At 62.5% G+C, this 19649-nt stretch carries 21 protein-coding genes; 6 read left to right on the top strand and 15 right to left on the bottom strand.

Translation table 11 applies throughout. The annotated features are described in order from the left end of the window. Positions 1-14: 14 nt before the first annotated feature. The 3 genes from R5M92_RS15655 to R5M92_RS15645 all read right to left on the bottom strand — a co-directional run bounded on the left by R5M92_RS15655 (position 15) and on the right by R5M92_RS15645 (position 1974). Positions 15-371: a hypothetical protein gene (locus tag R5M92_RS15655; RefSeq protein ID WP_346796893.1), complete on the bottom strand. Its 357-nt coding sequence runs from the start codon at positions 369-371 to the stop codon at positions 15-17. Further along, a complete protein-coding gene (locus R5M92_RS15650; protein ID WP_346796892.1) occupies positions 371-643 on the bottom strand; it encodes an HU family DNA-binding protein in 273 nt (90 codons plus the stop codon). The genes R5M92_RS15655 and R5M92_RS15650 overlap by 1 nt, the downstream gene beginning before the upstream one ends. 167 nt (positions 644-810) lie before the next feature. Continuing rightward, on the bottom strand, positions 811-1974 hold the full coding sequence (locus tag R5M92_RS15645; RefSeq protein WP_346796891.1) for an FAD-dependent oxidoreductase: 1164 nt from the start codon (positions 1972-1974) through the stop codon (positions 811-813). Between the two features lie 99 nt (positions 1975-2073). Between R5M92_RS15645 and R5M92_RS15640 the strand changes: the two genes are divergently transcribed. The 4 genes from R5M92_RS15640 (at position 2074) to phoR (ending at position 5625) form a co-directional block, all read left to right on the top strand. Further along, positions 2074-2589: a chorismate--pyruvate lyase family protein gene (locus R5M92_RS15640; protein WP_346799406.1), complete on the top strand. Its 516-nt coding sequence runs from the start codon at positions 2074-2076 to the stop codon at positions 2587-2589. 53 nt (positions 2590-2642) lie between these two features. Next, entirely contained in the window at positions 2643-3533 is an 891-nt protein-coding gene (gene ubiA, locus R5M92_RS15635; protein WP_346796890.1) for a 4-hydroxybenzoate octaprenyltransferase, read from the top strand. 108 nt (positions 3534-3641) lie between these two features. Next, complete coding sequence (gene phoB / locus R5M92_RS15630) at positions 3642-4331, top strand: phosphate regulon transcriptional regulator PhoB (protein ID WP_346796889.1); 690 nt, start codon at positions 3642-3644, stop codon at positions 4329-4331. 1 nt (position 4332) lies between these two features. Continuing rightward, positions 4333-5625 carry a phosphate regulon sensor histidine kinase PhoR gene (gene phoR, locus R5M92_RS15625; RefSeq protein WP_346796888.1) on the top strand — a complete coding sequence of 431 codons (1293 nt, stop codon included), beginning with the start codon at positions 4333-4335 and terminating at the stop codon, positions 5623-5625. A gap of 461 nt (positions 5626-6086) precedes the next feature. Here the strand turns inward: phoR and R5M92_RS15620 are convergent, their stop codons facing one another. The 7 genes from R5M92_RS15620 to R5M92_RS15590 form a co-directional block, all read right to left on the bottom strand. Beyond that, positions 6087-6563: a copper chaperone PCu(A)C gene (locus R5M92_RS15620; RefSeq protein ID WP_346796887.1), complete on the bottom strand. Its 477-nt coding sequence runs from the start codon at positions 6561-6563 to the stop codon at positions 6087-6089. Positions 6564-6656: 93 nt separating this feature from the next. Then, complete coding sequence (gene cysZ / locus R5M92_RS15615; RefSeq protein ID WP_346796886.1) at positions 6657-7394, bottom strand: sulfate transporter CysZ; 738 nt, start codon at positions 7392-7394, stop codon at positions 6657-6659. 100 nt (positions 7395-7494) lie between these two features. Then, on the bottom strand, positions 7495-8220 hold the full coding sequence (gene phoU / locus R5M92_RS15610) for a phosphate signaling complex protein PhoU (RefSeq protein WP_346796885.1): 726 nt from the start codon (positions 8218-8220) through the stop codon (positions 7495-7497). 43 nt (positions 8221-8263) lie between these two features. Further along, a complete protein-coding gene (pstB, locus tag R5M92_RS15605) occupies positions 8264-9037 on the bottom strand; it encodes a phosphate ABC transporter ATP-binding protein PstB (protein WP_346796884.1) in 774 nt (257 codons plus the stop codon). Between the two features lie 65 nt (positions 9038-9102). Beyond that, complete coding sequence (gene pstA / locus R5M92_RS15600) at positions 9103-10506, bottom strand: phosphate ABC transporter permease PstA (RefSeq protein WP_346796883.1); 1404 nt, start codon at positions 10504-10506, stop codon at positions 9103-9105. Then, positions 10503-11633, bottom strand: a complete 1131-nt coding sequence (locus R5M92_RS15595; RefSeq protein ID WP_346796882.1) for an ABC transporter permease subunit — start codon at positions 11631-11633, stop codon at positions 10503-10505. Before R5M92_RS15595 ends, pstA begins: the two co-directional genes overlap by 4 nt. A 56-nt stretch (positions 11634-11689) precedes the next feature. Continuing rightward, entirely contained in the window at positions 11690-12598 is a 909-nt protein-coding gene (locus tag R5M92_RS15590; RefSeq protein WP_346799404.1) for a phosphate ABC transporter substrate-binding protein, read from the bottom strand. Between the two features lie 157 nt (positions 12599-12755). Between R5M92_RS15590 and R5M92_RS15585 the strand changes: the two genes are divergently transcribed. Continuing rightward, positions 12756-13175: an acyl-CoA thioesterase gene (locus tag R5M92_RS15585; RefSeq protein ID WP_346796881.1), complete on the top strand. Its 420-nt coding sequence runs from the start codon at positions 12756-12758 to the stop codon at positions 13173-13175. Between the two features lie 49 nt (positions 13176-13224). On the opposite strand, the gene R5M92_RS15580 is transcribed toward R5M92_RS15585, so the two are convergent. Next, positions 13225-13635 carry a rhodanese-like domain-containing protein gene (locus R5M92_RS15580; RefSeq protein ID WP_346796880.1) on the bottom strand — a complete coding sequence of 137 codons (411 nt, stop codon included), beginning with the start codon at positions 13633-13635 and terminating at the stop codon, positions 13225-13227. A gap of 152 nt (positions 13636-13787) precedes the next feature. Next, a complete protein-coding gene (locus R5M92_RS15575) occupies positions 13788-14132 on the bottom strand; it encodes a DsrE/DsrF/TusD sulfur relay family protein (RefSeq protein WP_346796879.1) in 345 nt (114 codons plus the stop codon). A gap of 114 nt (positions 14133-14246) precedes the next feature. Between R5M92_RS15575 and R5M92_RS15570 the strand changes: the two genes are divergently transcribed. Further along, a complete protein-coding gene (locus tag R5M92_RS15570) occupies positions 14247-14903 on the top strand; it encodes a metalloregulator ArsR/SmtB family transcription factor (protein WP_346796878.1) in 657 nt (218 codons plus the stop codon). Positions 14904-15084: 181 nt separating this feature from the next. Here the strand turns inward: R5M92_RS15570 and R5M92_RS15565 are convergent, their stop codons facing one another. From R5M92_RS15565 to hexR, 3 genes are all read right to left on the bottom strand, one after another. Continuing rightward, positions 15085-16173, bottom strand: coding sequence for a TRAP transporter substrate-binding protein (locus R5M92_RS15565; RefSeq protein ID WP_346796877.1), 1089 nt, complete (start codon positions 16171-16173; stop codon positions 15085-15087). 124 nt (positions 16174-16297) lie between these two features. Beyond that, a complete protein-coding gene (uvrD, locus tag R5M92_RS15560) occupies positions 16298-18496 on the bottom strand; it encodes a DNA helicase II (RefSeq protein ID WP_346796876.1) in 2199 nt (732 codons plus the stop codon). 80 nt (positions 18497-18576) lie between these two features. After that, on the bottom strand, positions 18577-19431 hold the full coding sequence (gene hexR / locus R5M92_RS15555) for a transcriptional regulator HexR (protein ID WP_346796875.1): 855 nt from the start codon (positions 19429-19431) through the stop codon (positions 18577-18579). Positions 19432-19649: the final 218 nt, after the last annotated feature.

Raw genomic sequence — 19649 nt, 5'->3', positions numbered from 1 at the left:
GGCAAGGAAGCGTACTACAGATACTTGAGCAGTTTCTGCAGCTTGTTCATGTCGGCGGAGTCGCCGACAAGGCGCACCTTCCCGGCGATCATGCCGTCGAGAAATGCCTGCTGGGTGGGCTTTCTGAGGACTTTCAAGGCGGTAGCCTCGTCCTCGAAACGCAGTTCTAGGTCAAGATCCACCGGCAACCCGCTGCCGCTGGTAATTGCCTTCGGCGTCATCCGGTAGTAACGCGCGACGGAAAGGTCTTCCGTGGCGATTCCCCAGTCCAGCCCTCGCATGCGTTCGAGCTGCTCGCGAAAGCGAGGCTTGCGGCGCAGGGCTCGCTTGAGCAGAACGCTCAATAGCCACAGCGTCAGCTTCAGTTTCATCAGGAAACCGCTTCCTTGAGGGCCTTGCCCGGCTTGAAAGCGACATTCTTGCTGGCGGGAATCTGCAATGGCTCACCGGTTTGCGGGTTCTTGCCGGTACGCGCGGCACGCTCGCGCACGGTGAAGGTGCCAAAACCGATCAAGGCAACATCGTCACCCTTGGCCACGGTATTGGTGATCTCGTCGAGGATGATATTGAGTACCTGGCCGGCCTTGTCCTTGGATAGGTCGGCACTTTCGGCGATGGCGGCGGCGAGTTCGGGTTTGCGCATGTGGATCTCCCTGCGATAGTACGTCGTTTGTAAGTCAGGTAGCGGATACGTTGCGATACGTGGCTGGTACCTGGTTGGTTGGAACCCATCGGATAGAGCGTGATGCAGCGGCTGCATCTTGAAACCGGGGCCAAGCGTTAAGAGCTTAGCCCTGAATATAGTGAAAATCAGCCTAGCAGCGGCGGGGCCGCTCTGGAAAGCTCCACTTTCCGTTTCACGCAGCTTCCTGTCAACGCAAAACCAATCAAACGTTCGTCTTGGTCTTCCGCCAGGGCGGTTATGTCCTGGCTTTCCCCTTCGATACGCCAGCGTGCGGGCTCGTGTAACGGGGGCAGCGCCACCACGGGCAGCAAGGGGGTTTTTACCATGACCGGCCAGGCCCCGAAACTGATCGTCGTGGGCTTGCCGTTCAGGCTTGCGGCAAGTGCCCGGACACAGGCTTGCAGCGGTTGCACGTACATGGCGTTGACCCCAGCGACGCAGGCGGCGTCGCCCAGGGCGTGTATATGGGGAGCGGAGGTTTGCAGATAGCGGTCGACCTGGATGCCGCTCTCTTCCACGCGCAGCCCGGCGGTTTCGGCCAGTGTCGTGCGCGGCTTGAGACCGGTGGCCATGAGCACGATATCGGCTGCGATCTCTTCGCCGTTGTCCAGCTGCAGCAGCACATCGCCGCCCTCGAGGGCTTGGCTGGCAAGCGTTCGTCCCAGATGCAGGGAGATGCCTGCATCGCTGAATGCCTCGCCCAGTGCCCGGCCCAGGGGCGGCGGCAGCAGGCGCGGCAGCGGAGCGGTTTCCGGCGCGATCAGGCTGACCCGATGCCCTCCGGCATGCAGGTCGTTGGCGAATTCGCAGCCCACCAGGCCGGCGCCGATGATCGCCACCCGAGCAGGCGTGGCGGCTTTTGCCAGGGCGGCGTGGAAGCGGCGATAGTCATCGAGATCGTTGATGGTATGAAAACGTGAGGCCACCTCGTCGGCGATGGCGAAGGGCACCCGGGGAGCGGCGCCGGTCGCCAGCACCAGCTCACCGTAACGGGTGGTGCTACCGTTGGCGCAGCGCACTTCCCGGGCGTCGGGGTCGATGGCACTGACCGGCGTATGTGCCAGTACCTCGACATTCAGCTGTTCGGCGAGCTCGTCGGCGCGGCGCACCGCGAGGCTTTCGGGCGCAAGCCCCTTGGCGAAGCCGGTGGACAGCAGCGGCTTGGAGTATTCGCTGCCGCTGTCGCTGCTGAACAACGTGATGGGGCGCCGGGTGTCCTGCTTGCGTATGGCGCGCGCCAAGCCGATCCCGGCCATGCCGGTCCCGATAATGACCAAGGGAGAGTCCATGGAATCACCTGAAAAACCTGTTCAACCACCATGTTACACTAGCCGCCCGGCGATTTTCCCGCGGAGAGAATAGTGTTGCATGCCTCGCATTCCCTTTTGATGCCCGCCTGGCGGCCACTGGCTGCTGCGCGCCCCCGCATGAGCCCCGCCTGGTGGCAATGGGTGGCGTCGACGGACTCCCTGACCGCGCGCTTGATGGCGGCGGGAGACGAAAAGCCCTTTCGCGTACGCTTGCTGAGCCAGGGTATTGGGCAACCGCAGGTCGATGAAGCCCGGGCGCTGGGCATTCCCCCGGGCCGGCATGCGTGGTTGCGCGAGGTCGCCCTGTGCCTGGATGGCGTCCCCTGGGTGACGGCGCGTTCGGTGGCGCCATTGGCACAGCTTCGTGGCCACCGCCTGGATCGCCTGGGCGAGCGTTCGCTGGGAAGCTGGCTGTTTCGTCAGCCCGATTTGCAGCGAGGGCCGCTGGAAGTGACCGAACGCGCTCCGCACTACAGCGATGCCCGCGGTCCCTGGGGCCGCCGCTCGGTATTTCGCCATCGCGGCATGGCGCTGCTGGTTCAGGAGCACTTTCTCTTCGCCATGGCGGATGAACTCGACTTGCCTTCGCGGTAGGCTCTAGGTTGTCGTCATTCCCCGCCGGGGATGACTCTGTTGACGAGGTAACCATGGATCGTTCCCTGTTGCGCCCCTCCGGCTTGGCGCGTGTACCCGATTTCCTGCACCTGACGCGCCTGGATCGTCCCATCGGCACCTGGCTGCTGATGTGGCCGACCCTGTGGGCGCTATGGGCGGCGGCCGAGGGCATTCCCGGGCGTGATGTGTTGCTGATCTTCGTTGCCGGCGTCTACCTGATGCGGGCGGCGGGCTGTGTGGTGAACGATTACGCCGATCGCCACGTCGACGGATACGTCAAACGCACCCGCAACCGACCGCTGGCCAACGGACGCATCGGCGAAGACGAGGCCAAGGGGCTGTTTCTGCTCCTGGTGGCGGCGGCCTTCGTGCTGGTGTGGTTCACCAATCTGTTTACCGTGATGCTGTCGCTGGTCGGGGTCTTCCTGGCGTTCATCTACCCGTTCATGAAGCGCTATACCCATTTCCCGCAGATATTTCTCGGCATGGCCTTCTCCTGGGCGATTCCCATGGCCTTCGGCGCGGTGCTCGGCCATATCCCCGTCGAAGGGTGGCTGCTGTTCGCCGCCAACGTGGTGTGGACGGTGGCCTACGATACTCAGTACGCCATGGTCGACCGCGACGACGACCTCAAGGTGGGCATCAAGTCCACCGCCGTGCTGTTCGGCCGTGCGGACAAGCTGATCATCGGCCAGCTGCAGCTGGCGACGCTGGGCCTGCTAGCCTGGTTCGGGATACGCCTGGCCCTGGGCGGATTCTTCTGGCTGGGCCTTGCCGCCATGGCGGCGACCTTCGTCCGTCAGCAGTTCCTGATTCGAGGGCGCGAGCGCGAGCGCTGCTTCCAGGCGTTTCTCAACAATCACTGGTCGGGCCTGCTGGTCTTCGCCGGTATCGCCTTGAGCCTGTGGCCGGCAGCGGCCTGAGTCGGCTGGTGTCTGTAACGGTTGTCATATAACTGTCATCAACACATGGTGTTATCGTCATTGACCTGTCACTGGATTTCTTTCCAACGAACACCGTGAGGCTCCGGGATGACCGCCAAGACCGTTCTGATCGTCGATGATGAAGCGCCTATCCGGGAAATGATCGCCGTGGCGCTGGAGATGGCCGACTATCGCGTACTCGAAGCGGATAACGCCCAGGATGCCCATGCCATGGTGGTCGACCATCACCCCGACCTGCTGCTGCTCGACTGGATGATGCCGGGCACCAGCGGTATCGAGCTGGCGCGGCGTCTCAAGCGCGAGGAAACGACCGCCGAGTTGCCCATCATCATGCTCACCGCCAAGGGCGAAGAGGATAACAAGATCCAGGGCCTGGAAGCGGGAGCGGATGACTACATCACCAAGCCGTTTTCGCCACGGGAGCTGGTGGCGCGGCTGAAAGCGGTGCTTCGCCGCACAACGCCCCGGGGAGTGGAAGATCCCATCGAGATCGACGGGTTGCTGCTCGATCCCATGAGCCACCGCGTCAGTACCCACGGCAAGGCACTGGAAATGGGCCCCACCGAGTACCGCCTGCTGCAGTTCTTCATGACCCACCAGGAGCGTGCCTACACGCGCAGCCAGCTGCTGGACCAGGTATGGGGCGGCAACGTGTATGTCGAGGAGCGCACCGTGGATGTGCATATCCGCCGCTTGCGCAAGGCACTAGGCGAAGCCCATCAGCATCTGATCCAGACCGTGCGAGGCACGGGCTACCGATTCTCGGCCAGGGTGTAAGGTGCGATCGTGGAGCCGAGAACTCTGGCGACTGGCTTGGCTTGCCACCGCCGGGCTCTTGATCGGGGGAATCGTCTCCCAGGCGGGACTGGGGCTGGCGGCGGGGCTTGCCGTGTGCCTCGGCTACCACTTGCGCCAGCTGCGCGCGCTTTATCAGTGGCTGACCCTGCATCCTCAAACGGAACCGCCCGCCGCCAGCGGCATGTGGGGTGAGCTGTTCGATCGTCTCTACCGCTACCAGAAAAGCCAACGCCTCACCCAGAGCCGCTTGCGGGCAACGCTTGCGCGTATCCAGGAATCGTCGGAAGCCATGCGCGATAGCGTGGTCATGCTCGACCGGCACGGCGATCTGGAGTGGTGGAACTCCGCCGCCAACGACATGCTCGGACTGCAAGCCGCCCACGACCGTGGCCAGCACATCACCAACCTGCTACGTGACCCGCGCTTCGTCGCCTACTTCAACGCCCGCGATTATCGCGAGCCGCTGACATTGCCGGCGCCGCTGGATGAGCGCCGTATCCTGCAGTACCAGATCACCCTCTACGGTGACGATGAACGCCTGGTCATGGCGCGGGATATCACCCGCTTGCACCGCCTGGAGCAGATGCGTCGGGACTTCGTCGCCAACGTCTCCCACGAACTGCGGACGCCCTTGACGGTACTCGCCGGCTACCTGGAAACCTACCTGGACCTGGCCGACCATCTACCCGATCGCCTGGCGCGCGGATTGACCCGAATGCAGGAGCAGACCCTGCGCATGCAGAACCTGGTCAACGACCTGCTGCTGCTGTCACGCCTGGAAATCGACCAGGGTGGCAATGATCACCAGCCCCTGGACATGCCGCGGCTGCTGGAGGGAGTGAAACGTGACGCCCTGGCGCTTTCCGGTGACCACCACGTCATCATGGTGGAAGTGGAAGAGGCATGCAGCGACAGGCTTGTGGCAAGCGAGCAGGAAATATGCAGCGCCGTCTCCAATCTTGCCTTCAATGCCGTGCGCTATACCGCCGCAGGCAGCCATATCACCCTGCGTTGGCGACGACACCCCAAGGGAGCCTGCCTTGAGGTGGAGGACAACGGTGAAGGTATCGACCCGGTGCATATACCCCGCCTGACCGAGCGCTTCTATCGCGTGGACAAGGGCCGCAGCACCGCCACCGGCGGCACCGGTCTGGGGCTTGCCATCGTCAAGCATGTCCTGCTGCGCCACGATGCCCAGCTGGAAATCGAGTCCCATCCGGGGCGCGGCGCGCTGTTTCGCTGCGTGTTTCCAGCATCTCGGGTGTCACAATGAGCCGTTTCGTTGTGGCTATAGTTTGCTCATGTGTCAAAGGTAGCCATTTTAAGTGCCCCTTTTTGGCAGCGCGAAAGCCGCCAGTTTGTTGGCCGTTTTTGCTAAATAATTGAAATTATTTCATTTAGCTTGTTTGTCATGAAAATGGCACGGCCCCTGCAATAACTGAGTGTAAGGAAGATCGTCTCATTTCCAGCAGTAAACGCTTGGACAATCAAGGATGATTGTTGGCTCAGGGATGAGTGATGAGATGTAACGGCAACGCCGGTCAGGGCTTTAACCAAGGTTGGTCGCCCGCAAAAGGAGAGGAAGCCGGCACGGTCCCGATACATTGATCCAGAGCGCTGAACCACCCACCCCGCCAAGCGGGGTGGTGGTGTTTTGGGCGGCTGTATTTCGCTTTCTTTCGTGTGCTCTCTTGTCTTCCAGGCTCTTGCACAACTCCTCCACGACGCTTCGCGTCAGTGGTGAGCGTCGTCCTGGCCTGCGCTTCTCTCGGCTCGTTCCACCCAGACTTCCACGTCGATCTCACCGCGCTGTTCGAATTCCAGCGTCAGGGGGAAGCGGTCGCCTTCCCGCAGCGGCCCGGTCAGGTTGATCAACATCAAGTGATACCCGCCGCCCGGACGCATGGCTCGGGTTTCGCCGGCGCCAACTTCGATGCCCTCGACCCGACGCATCTTCATCATGTCGTCTTCCATTGCCATCAAGTGCAATTCGACGGTTTCGCTGGCAGGAGTATCGGCTCCCAACAATGTGTCGCCGTCCGTTTCCGCTGTCATCTCCAGGTAGACCGCACCGTTGGGTGCGCCGGGAGGTGTCGGTGTGGCAAAGGGGTGGGCCAGGTGAAGACCGGCATGGTTGACCTCATGGGCCAGGGCCGCTCCGCTGGCGAGCAGGCAGAGCGTCAGGGGCAGGGCGACGAATGGAAATCGCATGGAGGCATCCTTATAGGGTCAAGCAATCAATTGACGGGCAGGAAGAGTTCTGCCGCAGTATAGCGCTGGCGTACGCAGCCACGTGTCACTGAGTCATGATGCCACGCTGACCGCGCCGCGTTGGCCACGATAATGGCGATCCCACATCAGCACCGACCCCGCCACGGCCCCCGGCAACAGGAACAGGTTGGCCAGGGGAATCCAGGTGGCCACGGTTATCACCCCGCCATAACTCAAGCTCTGCCACCAGCGAGCGGAGAGCCTGGATCGCATGTCGGAAAAGCTGACCTTGTTGTTGTCCATGGGGTAATCGAGATAGGTGATAGCCATCACCCAGGCGGAAAACAGCGCCCACAGTACGGGCGCCATCAGGTTAAGGCCGGGTATCCAGCTGATCACGAACAGCAGGGCGGCGCGCGGCAGGATGTAAGCAAGCTTGATCAGCTCCCGGCCGATGGCATCGATAGCCGTCTTGGCCAGCCCACGGTCATCCAGGGGCTCGCGTCCGGTTGCCTGCACTTCCACCTTGGCGGCCAGAAAGCCATAGAAGGGCGCCGCCACTATGTGCGTCACCAGAGTGAAGGTGAAGAACACCACCAGTACCAGGCTGGCCACGAACAGCGGCCAGATCAACCACTCCAGCCAAGCGAGCCAGCTGGGCACCATGGCCATCCACCCGTCCAGCCAGCCGCCGAAATAGGTGAACACTACTTTCAGCATGATGGCGTAGACCAGAGCGTTGACCACGATCGGGAGGAAGACGTAGCGGCGCAGGCCGCGACCATAGACGAGGCGAGTACCCTGGCTCAGGGCGGTAAAGGCATCCAGCACGGTTTTCTCCGCAAAAGCACTTAATCACTTGAAGAACATGAACACGAAAATCAGGCTGCCGGGGACAGCCTGAGCATTGCAGTGCGATTGCGTTGCCGGGTCAAGATTTTTTCAGCGCATTTTGTTCGATTTCGTCGAGATCGGTATGACGAATATCCAGGCCCTTGACCAGGTAGACGACATGCTCGGCGAGATTGTCGGCATGGTCGCCGACCCGCTCCAGGGCGCGCAGTATCCACATAACGCTGAGAACGGAACTGATCGAGCGCGTATCCTCCATCATGAAGGTCATCAGCGAGCGCATGGCGCTGCCGTACTCGTCATCCACCGCTTCGTCCTCGCGCACCACCTGCATGGCAAGCTCGGTATCGAAACGGGCGAAGGCGGTCAGGGCGTCGCGCAGCATCTTGCGCACGTGCTCGCTGATGTGACGCACTTCGACCAGGCCGCGTATGGAGCTGCCGCTTTCGCTCAAGCTGAGGGCATTGCGCGCGATCTTGCTGGCTTCATCGCCGATCCGCTCGAGGTCGGAAGTAGCGCGAATCACCGCCAGCACCAGGCGCAGATCGGAGGCGGCGGGCTGTCGGCGCGCCAGCACCCGGGTGCATTCATCGTCGATCTGCAACTGCAGGTCGTTGACCTGTCGGTCGTTGTCGCGAACGTGCTCGGCCAGCCGGGTATCGCCTTCCAGCAGGGCGTGAACGGCGTCCTGCACCTGTTTTTCCACCAGCCCGCCCATGGCCATGAGGTGGGTCTTGAGCTCCTCGAGCTCCTGGTTGAACTGGCGGGAAATATGCTGGCTGTGAGTATCGCTGGTGATATCCATGAAGTTCTCCTCGGGCTTGGCCCGTTGTAAACGGTGGTGGCGTTCAGGCCAGGCGACCGGTGATGTAGTTTTCCGTGCGCTGTAGACGCGGGTTGGTGAACACGCTGTCCGTGGGTCCATGCTCCACCAGCTCGCCCGCCTGCAGGAAGGCCGTGTAGTCCGACACGCGAGCCGCCTGCTGCATGTTGTGGGTGACCAGTACCAGGGTCAGTTGCGACTTGAGATTGCGGATCAGCTCTTCGATCTTCAGTGTCGAGATCGGGTCCAGGGCCGACGCCGGCTCGTCGAGCAGCAGCACGTCGGGCTGTACGGCCAACGTCCGGGCAATTACCAGACGCTGCTGCTGCCCTCCCGAGAGCGACCAGGCGGAGCTGTGCAGGCGATCCTTGACCTCGTGCCACAAGGCCGCCGACTCCAGCGCCCATTCGACGATATCGTCGCGCTTGCGCTTGGGCAGCCGGCCCTGCAAGCGCAAGCCGAAGGCCACGTTCTCGTAGATCGACATGGGGAACGGATTGGGTGTCTGAAACACCATGCCTACCCGCCGACGCAGTTCGGCCACCTCCAGATACGGTGCATGAATATCCTCTCCCTCCAGCCGGATACAACCCTGTTGGGTCACGCTCTCATTGAGATCGTGCAGCCGGTTGATCGCCCGCAACAGGGTCGACTTGCCGCAGCCGGACGGGCCGATGAAGGCGGTTACCCGGTGACGCGGAACCTGCAGGCTCAGCTTGCGCAGGGCCGGCTTGCCGTCGTAGGCCAGGCTGAGATCACTGATTTCCAGACAGCACTTGGCACTGGAAAATCGCGTCATCGGCACTCCGTGAAGGGCGGAATCGACAGGTGGTGCTGGAGATGGTACTGGAAATGGTGCTCGCATCAGGTACCTCGCTGGCGCAACTTGAGATGATGACGCAGAAATATTGCAGTCAGGTTAAGCACCACCACAATCGTCACCAGCAGCAGCGCCGTGGCGTAAACCAGAGGAAGCGCGGCCTGGACGTCGCCACCATGAAAGGCGGTATCGAAAATATGGTAACCAAGGTGCATGAACTTGCGCTCGAGATGGAGATAGGGAAATTCGCCGTCCAGCGGCATCTGCGGGGCGAGCTTGGCCACGCCGACCAGCATCAGGGGCGCGACTTCCCCCGCGGCGCGAGCGACGGCGAGAATCATCCCGGTGAGCATGGCGGGCGCCGCCATGGGCAGCACGATCCGGGTCAGCATCTCCAGGCGCGTGGCGCCGAGTGCCAGGGCGCCTTCGCGCTGAGCGTCGGGAATCCGTGCCAGGCCCTCCTCGGTGGCCACGATCACCACCGGCAGGGTGAGCAGCGCCAGGGTCAGCGAGGCCCAGAGCAGCCCGCCGGTGCCGAATGTAGGCGAGGGCAGGGTGTCGCTGAAGAACCACTCGTCAAGCTGCCCGCCGATGCCGTAGACGAACACTCCCAGGCCGAACACGCCGTAGACGATGGAGGGGACTCCCGCCAGATTGCGCACGGCGATGCGCACCAGGTGGGTCAGCCGCCCCTGGTTGGCGATTTCATTGAGGTAGATGGCGGCCAGCACCCCGCAAGGCGTCACCAGCACCGACATCACCAGCACCATCAGGATGGTGCCGAAGATCGCCGGCCATACGCCGCCGCGAGTGTTGGCGGCGCGGGGCCCCTGGCTGAGAAAGCGCCACACGTCCCGGCTCCACACGGCTGTCTTCTCCCAGAGTGACATGGCGTTGGGACGCAGCGCCTGGTGGATACCTTGAACGGGCTGCGCAATCCGCGTGCCGTCAGCGCTTTCCAGTATGGCGACAGCGGCGCTCGGTGCGGCCTCTGCTGCCGCCAGATGTTCCTCGAGTGCCTGCCAGGCCGCTTCGCCCTCCAGGCGCTCCCCGGGGGTTTCCAGGGCCACCACCCGGCCGATGAAATCGCCCCACGGGGTGCGGTCGAGCAGGACCAGATCCTGCGGGGTGGAACGCCGGGCGATGTTCGCCACCGCCACCCAATTCCATAACGCTCCGTCGATGTCACGATTGGCGCTGTAATAGAGGCGCTCCTGGCCGGCTTCGGCGGGTAGTGCTACCTCGCGGACGGCCTGCCCCGCCAGTACCCGGCCGTCATGCAGGGTGACCTGCTCGATTGGTGCAGGCCAAAAATGGCCCAGCCCGCGTCCGGCCAGCAGTACCAGCAACGCACCCAGCATCAGCAGGCTGAGGGCTACGCCGGCGGCGCTCAGCCATGGCCATACCCCTTCCGTGCGGTGATGCTTGCCCCGGCTAGCCGATATCATGGCCGGCCCTCCAGACGTCGGTAGCGCCGCCGCAAGCGTTGCCGCACGACTTCCGCCAGCGTATTGACCAGAAAGGTGAACACGAACAGGAGCAGGGCGGCGAGGATCAGCAGGTGATAGGTCACGCCGCCGGGAGCAGCCTCGGGCAGCTCGATGGCGATGGCCGCCGCCATGGAGCGCATTCCCTCGAAGGGGCTGGCGCTGAGCAGCGCGGTATTGCCGCTGGCCATCAGGACGATCATGGTTTCTCCCACCGCCCGTCCGGCGCTGATCATCACCGCAGAGAAAAGCCCTGGTCCGGCGGCGGCAATAGCCACTTTCCACAGTGCCTGCCAGCGAGTGGCACCCAGGGCCTGAGCGCCCTCCATCAAGTGCGCTGGCACGTCGGCCAGGGCATCTTCCGCCAGAGCATAGAGCCCCGGAATGACGGCGAACCCCATGGCCACGCCGACAATCATGGCATTGCGGGTGGCGTAGTCGATGCCCCAGCGCTGATCGAGCCAGAAGCGCAGGTCCTCCACTCCGAGAAACGATGCCAGTAGCGGCGCCGCCCACAGCGCCAGCGCCAGCATGGCGGCGAGCCAGGCGACAAGCCACAGCCCCGCGCCGCTCAAGGGCAGCCGCCGCCGCCAACCGGGCGGCAGGCGATACCAGACGAAGGCGAGCAGCAGCACACTGCACGGCAGCCATATCGCGACACCCAGGGCACTGACCAGGTGACGCTCCACCCAGGGAGCCAGCACCAGCCCGGCGATAAAGCCGATCACCACACCGGGGACCGCTTCCATGAGTTCCAGCACCGGCTTGATGCGGCTGCGCAGATGCGCGGACATGAACATCGCCGAGTACATGGCGGCGCCCAGCGCCACCGGTACCGCGAAAAGCAGGGCAAAGAGAGCGGCTTTCAGCGTGCCCCACGCCAGCGGGGTCAGCTGGGCGAGTACGGACAACTCCCCGAGGCGTAAAAGCGGCAGTGTCTCCCACAGCAGAAACAGGCCGAGAGCCAGCAAGGCCACGAGCACGCCGATGCCACCCGCGGTGATCAAGCCGGTGGCGAAGCGATCGCGAGCCGAGCGTAGACGCCGGGCACGCAAGGTTGGGCGAGAAGCGCGGGTATCGGGTGACATGGGCCGCCTGGATGAACGGGGAAAGCTATATAGCGTCACACTAAGACATTTTTATGTCATTCCGGTGACAATAATTCAGGTAAACGCTGCGTGTCGCGCATGGCGTCGGTCAAGGGCACGAAGCCGGCCGCCTGGGCGATACGTTGCCCCTGGGGAGACAGTATCAATTCCAGCAGGGCGTTTTCCACGGCGGGCAGCGATTCGTCGGGGGGCAGGTTGACGTACAGATACAGAAAGCGTGTCAGCGGATAGGCGCCGCTCTGGATCGTCTGTGGCGTGGGGGGGATCGCCCGACCCGCCGCATCCTCCACCGCCAGGGCGCGAACCGCGGGAGTCAGGTGGTTATAGCCGGTATAGCCCATGGCGCCGGGGGATTCCCCTACCGCGGCAACGACCGCCGAGGAGCCGGGATGTTCGCTGATATCGGCGCGAAACCGCCCTTCGCAAAGCCCCTCCTGGCGGAACAGCCCGTGAGTGCCGGACGCCAGGTTGCGCCCATGCAAGGCCACCTTGCCATAGGGCCACGGGTGCTTGAGCGGCAACTGCTCCCAACGTGTCAGCGCGGTATCGGCGCCGCAGCGTCGCGTGGTGGAGAACAGTGCATCGATCTGTTCCAGGGTGAGCCGGTCGAGCGGGGCGTGACGGTGGACCACCACGGTCAGGGCGTCCTGAGCCACCTTGAGTGCCAGTGGGGGATAACCGTAGCGTGCCACGAAGGCATCGTGCTCCTCGGCGGTCATGCGCCGCGACATCGGTCCCAGTCGGGTAGTGCCCGCCAGCAGCGCGGTAGGTGCCTCGGCGGAACCTCCCGCCTTGAACTGCAGGCGAATTCCGGGATGGCGGGCGTTAAGCGCCTCTCCCCAGCGCAGCATCAGTTCCGCCATGGTGTCCGAGCCCACCGCGCCCAGGGTACCGCTGATGGAGTCGTCAGCGTGGCTGCCAAAAGGCAGGCAGAGCAGGACCAGGCTGAACGCCCAGCATCGCCACCCAGCCGTGCGGGGTGGAAAAAACGCGACGCGGTTATTCAAACGTTTCCCCTCCTATGGTTTACTGCGCTGCGATCAACGATAGGTATTGCACTGCAACCTTTAGCCACAACAATAACTTGCAAAGCGAAAAAACATGAGCGTACTTGATACCGACCTGGACGATGTTCCTACCCCGCGCGGTCAGCTTACCTTGAAATTACTGGCTTCCCGTCAGGATGCCAATCTTTACGGCGATATTTCCGGGGGGTGGCTGGTCAATCACATGGACCAGGCCGCTGAATTGGCGGCGGGACGTGAGGCGGGGGGGCGTACCGCCACGGTGGCGATCGAAGCGATGGACTTTCTCAGTCCGGTCCGCGTGGGCTCGATGGTCAGCGTGTTTACCGATGTGCGTGAAATCGGCCATAGCTCGATCAAGATCGACGTGGAAGTCTGGGTGCGTCCGCCGCTCGGTCGCTCTCTGGACGATCGCCAGAAGGTCACCGAGGCGCGCTTCGTGATGGTGGCCCTGGACGACAACGGCCGCATACGCGCGGTACGCGGCGAGGGGTAAAGTCTGAAGTCGCTAGCTACGTTTGGTCAATCTGCCCGTACCGCGAACGCTATACTGTCTCGGTCTCTATTCCGGCATCGATAAGCTCCTCGAATCCACCCATGTTGAACACGGGTCCAAACCCCATGTCGAGGAGCGTCTTGCCGGCGAGCGCCGAGCGGATGCCCACGACACAGTAAACCAGAATCGTCTTGCCCTTCTGGAATCTGGGGTCGTAGTGAGGCCCCTCTGGATCGACGCTCAACTCCAGCATTCCGCGCGAGACGTTCACTGCGCCTTTGATCTTGCCGCTCTTCTCCACCTCGGACAGATCACGCACGTCCACCACGAGCACGTCTTTGGAGCGAAGCTTTTCTGCTGCTTCGGCGGGCGAGAGCTTCGGTACCGCGATATCGGCCTCAGTCAGCAGGTCCTTGAAACGAACCGGCTCGGCTTTGTGAGACTGGATATGGTCGTTCATGTTTCACCTCCAATTATCGTTCCGATCAGGTGGCCACCACACCGCCGGCCATGACGAAGGAAATGGCCCGGCTGCGAAAGTCGGGGCTGGCCACGTTGCGCTTTTCCATTCGGGCAAGCTCCATGGGCTATCGCCTCGGAGGGTGAGTTGGTTCAGAACACCAAGACCTTATCGGCCAGTTCGGTGGCTTCCGCCAAGGCATCCATGGTGCTGCGCTCAGCCCCTTCGACGAGCTCCGCATCAGTGAGCCCGCGTGCCTCCATGCAGGTGCCGCACAGCAATACTTTTCCTTTGGTAATGACCCGCTTGATCATGCGCTCGGTGTTGTAGAAGCCATCCGGTGTCTTCTGTCCCGCCTTAGCACCTGACACGGCATCTCCCATCAGAAATACTGTCACTTCGCCATCCTGCTTCAGCAGGGCGTGAGTAAGGCGCAAGCCGTTGTAGAGCCTTTCAGTGCCATAGGGAGGATCGTTAATGATGATAAGTGTATGCATATGCTAACCTTAATATCATTCTATTGATTGATAGAATGATTAAAGTAAGCATAGTGATTTGTCAAGCGGCACAATAGGCGCAATATCCAGCTTTCGTCCCTTAGAGGTGAATCGATGACGTCGCAACAGGATCTTCTCGATACTCTGGCTCAGGTCGCCCGAGCCCTGGGTAACGGCCATCGCCTGGCATTGCTGGAGCGTCTGGCCCAGGCCGATGCCTCGGTAGAGACATTGGCCGGGGTCACCAGCCTCACGGTAGGCAACGCCTCCCAGCACCTTCAGCATCTGCGGCGAGCGGGTCTTGTCACTGCCAGCCGTTCCGGCAAGCAGATGATCTACCAGTTGACCGATGAGCGGATCGTTACCCTGATGGAATTGCTCAGACAGGTCGCCGAAACCAACCTGGCCGAGATGGAGCGTCTGGTGAGCCGGCTATTTGCCGACGACGATGCGGGCGGGGCACTGGAGGCGGTATCCAGGGACACATTGCTGACTGGGCTGAAAAGCGGCAAGGTCGCGCTGCTGGACGTACGTCCTGAAGATGAGTTCGAGGCCGGCCACCTGCCCGAGGCGATCAACATTCCTCTGACGCAGTTGGAAGACATGCTGGATAAGCTTCCTCGTGACAAGGAAATCGTCGCCTACTGTCGGGGCCGTTATTGCACCTTATCGCATGAGGCTGTTCGGCGTCTGGGGCAACTCGGCTATCGGATCAGACGCTTCGAGGAAGGTTATCCAGAGTGGAAAGCCGCCGGCCTGCCAGTGATATGACAGGAGGTACCGTCATGCAAATGTTCGTGGCTATCGAGCTGTTGAGTCAGGACATCTCCTTCGCTCTTGCTCTGCTTTCAGCGACAACGTGACTAAAGAGCGTGATTAAAGGACGGGAATGCAAAAGGGCGCCGAAGCGCCCTTTTGCGGTACTAGCCGGGAAAACCGGCAAGCGGCTCTATCAGGCGCCGACGTTGGCGCGGCTCTTCAGGTAAGTGAATTCACCGCTATCCGTTGAAGTGCGGACCAGTTCCTGGAAGGCACGATAGGAGTCGTACACTTTCTTGGAATCGGCATCGCTTTCGGTCTGCTCGCGAATGACCTCTTTAGATGCTTCGAAAAGCGCCTGCATCACGTCTTCCGGGAAGGTGCGCAGCTTGACGTCATGCTCGTTGACCAGGGTGTCCAGCGCCTGCGCGTTACGGTAGGTGAACTCGCTGATCATGGACAGGTTGGAGGCACGCGCGGCTTCGGTAACCACGATTTTCAGGTCGTCGGGCAGTGAGTTCCACGCATCCAGGTTGATGGTGCCTTCGAGGATGGCGCTCGGCTCGTTCCATGCCGAGGTGTAGTAGTAGTCGGCCACCTGGTGCAGGCCGAACGCCAGATCATTGTACGGGCTCACCCAGTCGGCGGCGTCGAGCGCGCCGGTCTGCATCGAGGTGAAGATCTCGGAGCCCGGCATGTTGACGGTGGTGACGCCGATGCGATTCATCGCTTCTCCCGCCAGCCCCGGCAGGCGCAGTTTGAGGCCCTGGAGATCGTCGAGCGAGTTGATCTCTTTCTTGAACCAGCCGCCCGGCTGGGTCGTGGTGTTGCCCACCGGGAACGGCTTGAGGTTGTGCTTGGCATAGACCTCGTCCCACAGTTCCTGACCACCGCCGTGATACAGCCAGGCATTGGTTTCGCGGGTATTCATGCCGAAGGGTACGGCAGTGAAGAATTGCGAGGCGGCTACCTTGCCACGCCAGTAGTAGGACGCGGAGTGACCCATCTCGGCGGTGCCGGCGGCCACGGCATCGAACACTTCCATGGCGGGTACCAGTTCACCGGCGCCGTGCACACGGATGCGCATGCGGCCGTTGGAGAGCTGTTCGACGCGCTGGGCGAAATCGTTGGCACCCGTGCCCAGGGCGGGGAAGTTCTTCGGCCACGAGGTGACCATGTCCCAGCTGTAGGTTTCCTGAGCCTTGGCGGTGGAAACGAAAGGAGCGGCGACGGCACCGGCGGCGCCGAGGCCGACGGTCTTGAGGAAGTTGCGGCGTTGCATGCGGGCAAGTCTCCGGAATTGTGTTTTTTTATAAATGCACAGGGGATGTGCAAGTGTCCGCCAAGCAGTATGCGTCAAGCCGCTTTTGTTGGGCAAGTTGCGTTTGGACTCAAGCAATGCGCCATCAAAGCGGGGTGAGCTTGGCAAAGCCCAGCACCAGCCACTTGTCTCCCTCGCCTTCGAAACTCACGTGTACGCGGGCCCGGACCCCCTGGCCTTCGGCATTGAGTATCACGCCTTCGCCGAATACCGGGTGCGATACCCGCTGGCCGACGTGCAGGCTGGGCAGGTCATCGCCGCCTTCGACCTGCTGCTGGGTCAGGGTGGGGCGTGAGGCGGTCATCGGGCGCGATACCTGGCCACGCAGGCGGACCTCTTCCAGCAGGGCCTCGGGTAGCTCGCGCAGAAAACGCGAGGGACGCGGAAACACTTCCTTGCCGTGCAAACGCCGGGTCTCGGCGTGGGTCAGGTAGAGCTTGTGCATGGCCCGGGTCACGCCGACATAGCATAACCGCCGCTCCTCCTCGAGGCGCCCGGGCTCCTCCAGCGACATCTTGTGGGGAAACAGGCCCTCCTCGACCCCGGCGATGAAAACGATCGGGAATTCCAGCCCCTTGGCGGAGTGCAGGGTCATCAACTGGACGCTGTCCTCGAACTCGTCGGCTTCGTGATCGCCGGCATTGAGTGCGGCTTCCGAGAGAAACGCCTCAAGCGCGGCCAGGCCTTCGCCGGCCTCGGGAGTCTCGAAGGCATCGGCCTGGGTGAAGGCGCGGGCGGCGGTTACCAGCTCCTCCAGGTTTTCCACCCGGGCCTGGCCCTTTTCGCCCCGCTCGCTCTTGTGATGTTCGATCAGACCGGTGTGGACCAGCACGTGATCGACGATTTCATGCAGGGTCAGGCCGGCGCAGTCGTTGTCGAGGCGCTCGATCAGGTTGGCGAACGCTTGCAGCGAGTTGGCCGCGCGCCCCTTCAGGGTGCCGTCCGAGCTGGCGTTCTGCAGCGCCTGCCACAGCGGAATATTTTCCTCGCGAGCGTGGTGGCGCAGAATCTCCACGGTGCGGGTGCCGATTCCCCGGGTGGGCACGTTGATCACACGCTCCAGCGAGGCATCGTCGTCACGGTTGAGCAACAGGCGCAGATAGGCCAGGGCATTCTTGATTTCCAGGCGCTCGTAGAAGCGGTGGCCGCCATAGATGCGATAGGGCATGCCCTGACGGATCAGGGTCTCTTCCAGCAGGCGTGACTGGGCGTTCGAACGGTAGAGAATCGCCACATCCCGCCGCAGGCTGCCTTCGGCCACCTTCTCCTTGATGGTATCGACGATGAAGCGGGCTTCTTCCAGGTCATTGAAGCCGGCGTAGACGGAAATCGGCTCGCCCCGCGCTCCAGCCGTCCACAATTCCTTGCCCATGCGCTCGCTGTTGTGGCTGATCAGGGCGTTGGCGGCATCCAGAATGGCGCTGGTGGAGCGGTAGTTCTGTTCCAGGCGAACGGTCCGGGTGTCGGGAAATTCCTGCTCGAAGCGGCGGATGTTTTCCACCTTGGCGCCGCGCCAGCCGTAGATCGACTGGTCGTCGTCGCCGACCACGGTCATCGGCGTGCGCTGGCCGGTCAACAGCTTCAGCCAGGCATACTGCAGGGTATTGGTGTCCTGAAATTCGTCGACCAGCACATGGCCGAAGCGCGACTGATAGTGGGTCAGCAGCGCCGGGTTATCGCGCAGTAGTTCCAGGCTGCGCAGCAGCAGTTCGCCGAAATCGACCAGGCCGCCGCGCTCGCAGGTCAACTGGTAGCGCTCATAAAGCTCGGCCATCTGCCCCAGGTAGGCGTCGCCGTGGACATCCACCTGGGACGGGCGCAGCCCCTCCTCCTTGCAGCCGGAGATGAACGCCTGCACCTGCCGCGGCGGGAAGCGCTCGTCGTCGATCGAGTGATCCTTCAGCAGCCGCTTGACCAGGCGCAGCTGGTCGTCGGAATCGATGATCTGGAAGTGCTGCGGAAGGCGCGCATCCTGCCAGTGAGTGCGCAGCAGGCGGTGGGCAATGGAGTGGAAGGTGCCCACCCACACATGGCGCAGCGAGAGACCCAGCAAGGCTTCCAGGCGGGTGCGCATCTCGCGGGCGGCCTTGTTGGTGAAGGTGACCGCCAGCAGGGCATAGGGCGAGAGGCCCTCCGACTGCATCAGCCAGGCGATGCGGTGTACCAGTACCCGCGTCTTGCCCGAGCCGGCGCCGGCCAGGACCAGCAGGTTGCCCTGGGGTGCGCTGACCGCTTCGCGCTGGTCGGAATTTAACGAATCTAGGATCGCCGTGACGTCATCCATGCAAGCCGCTGCCGGGTCGAAAATGGGCGCCCATTCTAGCATAGACAGGAGCTAGCATAGACGGCCTGCGGCTTCGGCCTTCATCCTTCTTCGGGAAAGCGCAGCGGCGTCAGGCTCTTCTTCACCGCCTTGAGCTGCTCGGCCAGGTGCGGACCGCGGGTCTTGGCCACGCCGACGGCCAGCACGTCGACCAGGACCAGGTGGGCAATGCGCGAACTCATGGGGGTATAGATCTCGGTGTCCTCGTGCACGTCGATATACAGCGGCAGAGTGACTTCCTCGGCCAGCGGCGAACCACTGGGGCAGAGCCCGATCACCGTGGCCCCGGCCTCGCGCGCCAGGCGGACGCTTGCGACCAATGCCTTGGTGCGCCCGGTCTGGGAGATTGCCACCACTACGTCGCCCGGCTTGAGCGTCACTGCCGACATGTTCTGCATGTGCGGGTCGGCGTAGGCGGAGGTGGAAATCTGCAGGCGAAAGAACTTGTGCTGGGCATCGAAGGCCACCGCGCCGGAGGCGCCGAAACCGTAGAATTCGACCCGGTTGGCCATGGCCAGAGCATTGACCGCCCGACCCAGCGCCTCGTTGTCGAGCCGGTCGCGTACCGACAGCAGGGTGCCGACGGTGGAGTCGAAGATACTGTGCGAGAACTCCGCCACCGAGTCGCTATCGTTCATCGAGAACTGGGCGAACTGGCTGCCGGTGGCCAGCATCTGGGCCAGTTGGAGCTTGAAGTCCTGGAAGCCGTTGCAACCCAGCGCACGGCAGAAACGCACCACGGTGGGCTCGCTGACCTTGGCTTCGGTCGCCAGGTCGACGATACGCATATGGATCACTTCATCGGGGTTGCGCAGCACAAAGCGCGCCACCTTTTGCTCGGAGCGGCGAAAGTGCTCCATGCGGCGTCTCATTTCATCGAACAGGGCGCGACTCACGTTCAGCTCCTTGGTAATGATTCATGCGGCGCCGGCAAGGCGCCCGGCACAGTATGCCTGAGTCATCGACTAAATGGGCAAGTCGAGAGAGAAGCGTTGAAAGGCCGTTGTCGAAAACGCCACGCGAGCGTCATCATTTTGTCAACTAAGTTATAGTAAGAAATGAAGTGCCGCACTGCATCATGAGTAAAACTCGATGACTGCAGGCAGAACCAAGT

Origin of the sequence: Halomonas sp. Bachu 37 (genome assembly GCF_039691755.1) — a bacterium.
In the GTDB taxonomy this organism is placed as follows: Bacteria; Pseudomonadota; Gammaproteobacteria; order Pseudomonadales; family Halomonadaceae; genus Vreelandella; species Vreelandella kashgarensis.
The sequence above is the reverse complement of the archived record's forward strand: the minus strand, read 5'-3'. Positions and strand labels throughout refer to the sequence as shown.

Coding starts and splice junctions, on each gene's coding strand:
- R5M92_RS15655 (WP_346796893.1), bottom strand. CDS start 371: ATGAAACTGAAGCTGACGCTGTGGCTATTGAGCGTTCTGCTCAAGCGA.
- R5M92_RS15650 (WP_346796892.1), bottom strand. CDS start 643: ATGCGCAAACCCGAACTCGCCGCCGCCATCGCCGAAAGTGCCGACCTA.
- R5M92_RS15645 (WP_346796891.1), bottom strand. CDS start 1,974: ATGGACTCTCCCTTGGTCATTATCGGGACCGGCATGGCCGGGATCGGC.
- R5M92_RS15640 (WP_346799406.1), top strand. CDS start 2,074: ATGCCCGCCTGGCGGCCACTGGCTGCTGCGCGCCCCCGCATGAGCCCC.
- ubiA (WP_346796890.1), top strand. CDS start 2,643: ATGGATCGTTCCCTGTTGCGCCCCTCCGGCTTGGCGCGTGTACCCGAT.
- phoB (WP_346796889.1), top strand. CDS start 3,642: ATGACCGCCAAGACCGTTCTGATCGTCGATGATGAAGCGCCTATCCGG.
- R5M92_RS15620 (WP_346796887.1), bottom strand. CDS start 6,563: ATGCGATTTCCATTCGTCGCCCTGCCCCTGACGCTCTGCCTGCTCGCC.
- phoU (WP_346796885.1), bottom strand. CDS start 8,220: ATGGATATCACCAGCGATACTCACAGCCAGCATATTTCCCGCCAGTTC.
- pstB (WP_346796884.1), bottom strand. CDS start 9,037: ATGACGCGATTTTCCAGTGCCAAGTGCTGTCTGGAAATCAGTGATCTC.
- pstA (WP_346796883.1), bottom strand. CDS start 10,506: ATGATATCGGCTAGCCGGGGCAAGCATCACCGCACGGAAGGGGTATGG.
- R5M92_RS15595 (WP_346796882.1), bottom strand. CDS start 11,633: ATGTCACCCGATACCCGCGCTTCTCGCCCAACCTTGCGTGCCCGGCGT.
- R5M92_RS15585 (WP_346796881.1), top strand. CDS start 12,756: ATGAGCGTACTTGATACCGACCTGGACGATGTTCCTACCCCGCGCGGT.
- R5M92_RS15580 (WP_346796880.1), bottom strand. CDS start 13,635: ATGAACGACCATATCCAGTCTCACAAAGCCGAGCCGGTTCGTTTCAAG.
- R5M92_RS15575 (WP_346796879.1), bottom strand. CDS start 14,132: ATGCATACACTTATCATCATTAACGATCCTCCCTATGGCACTGAAAGG.
- R5M92_RS15570 (WP_346796878.1), top strand. CDS start 14,247: ATGACGTCGCAACAGGATCTTCTCGATACTCTGGCTCAGGTCGCCCGA.
- R5M92_RS15565 (WP_346796877.1), bottom strand. CDS start 16,173: ATGCAACGCCGCAACTTCCTCAAGACCGTCGGCCTCGGCGCCGCCGGT.
- uvrD (WP_346796876.1), bottom strand. CDS start 18,496: ATGGATGACGTCACGGCGATCCTAGATTCGTTAAATTCCGACCAGCGC.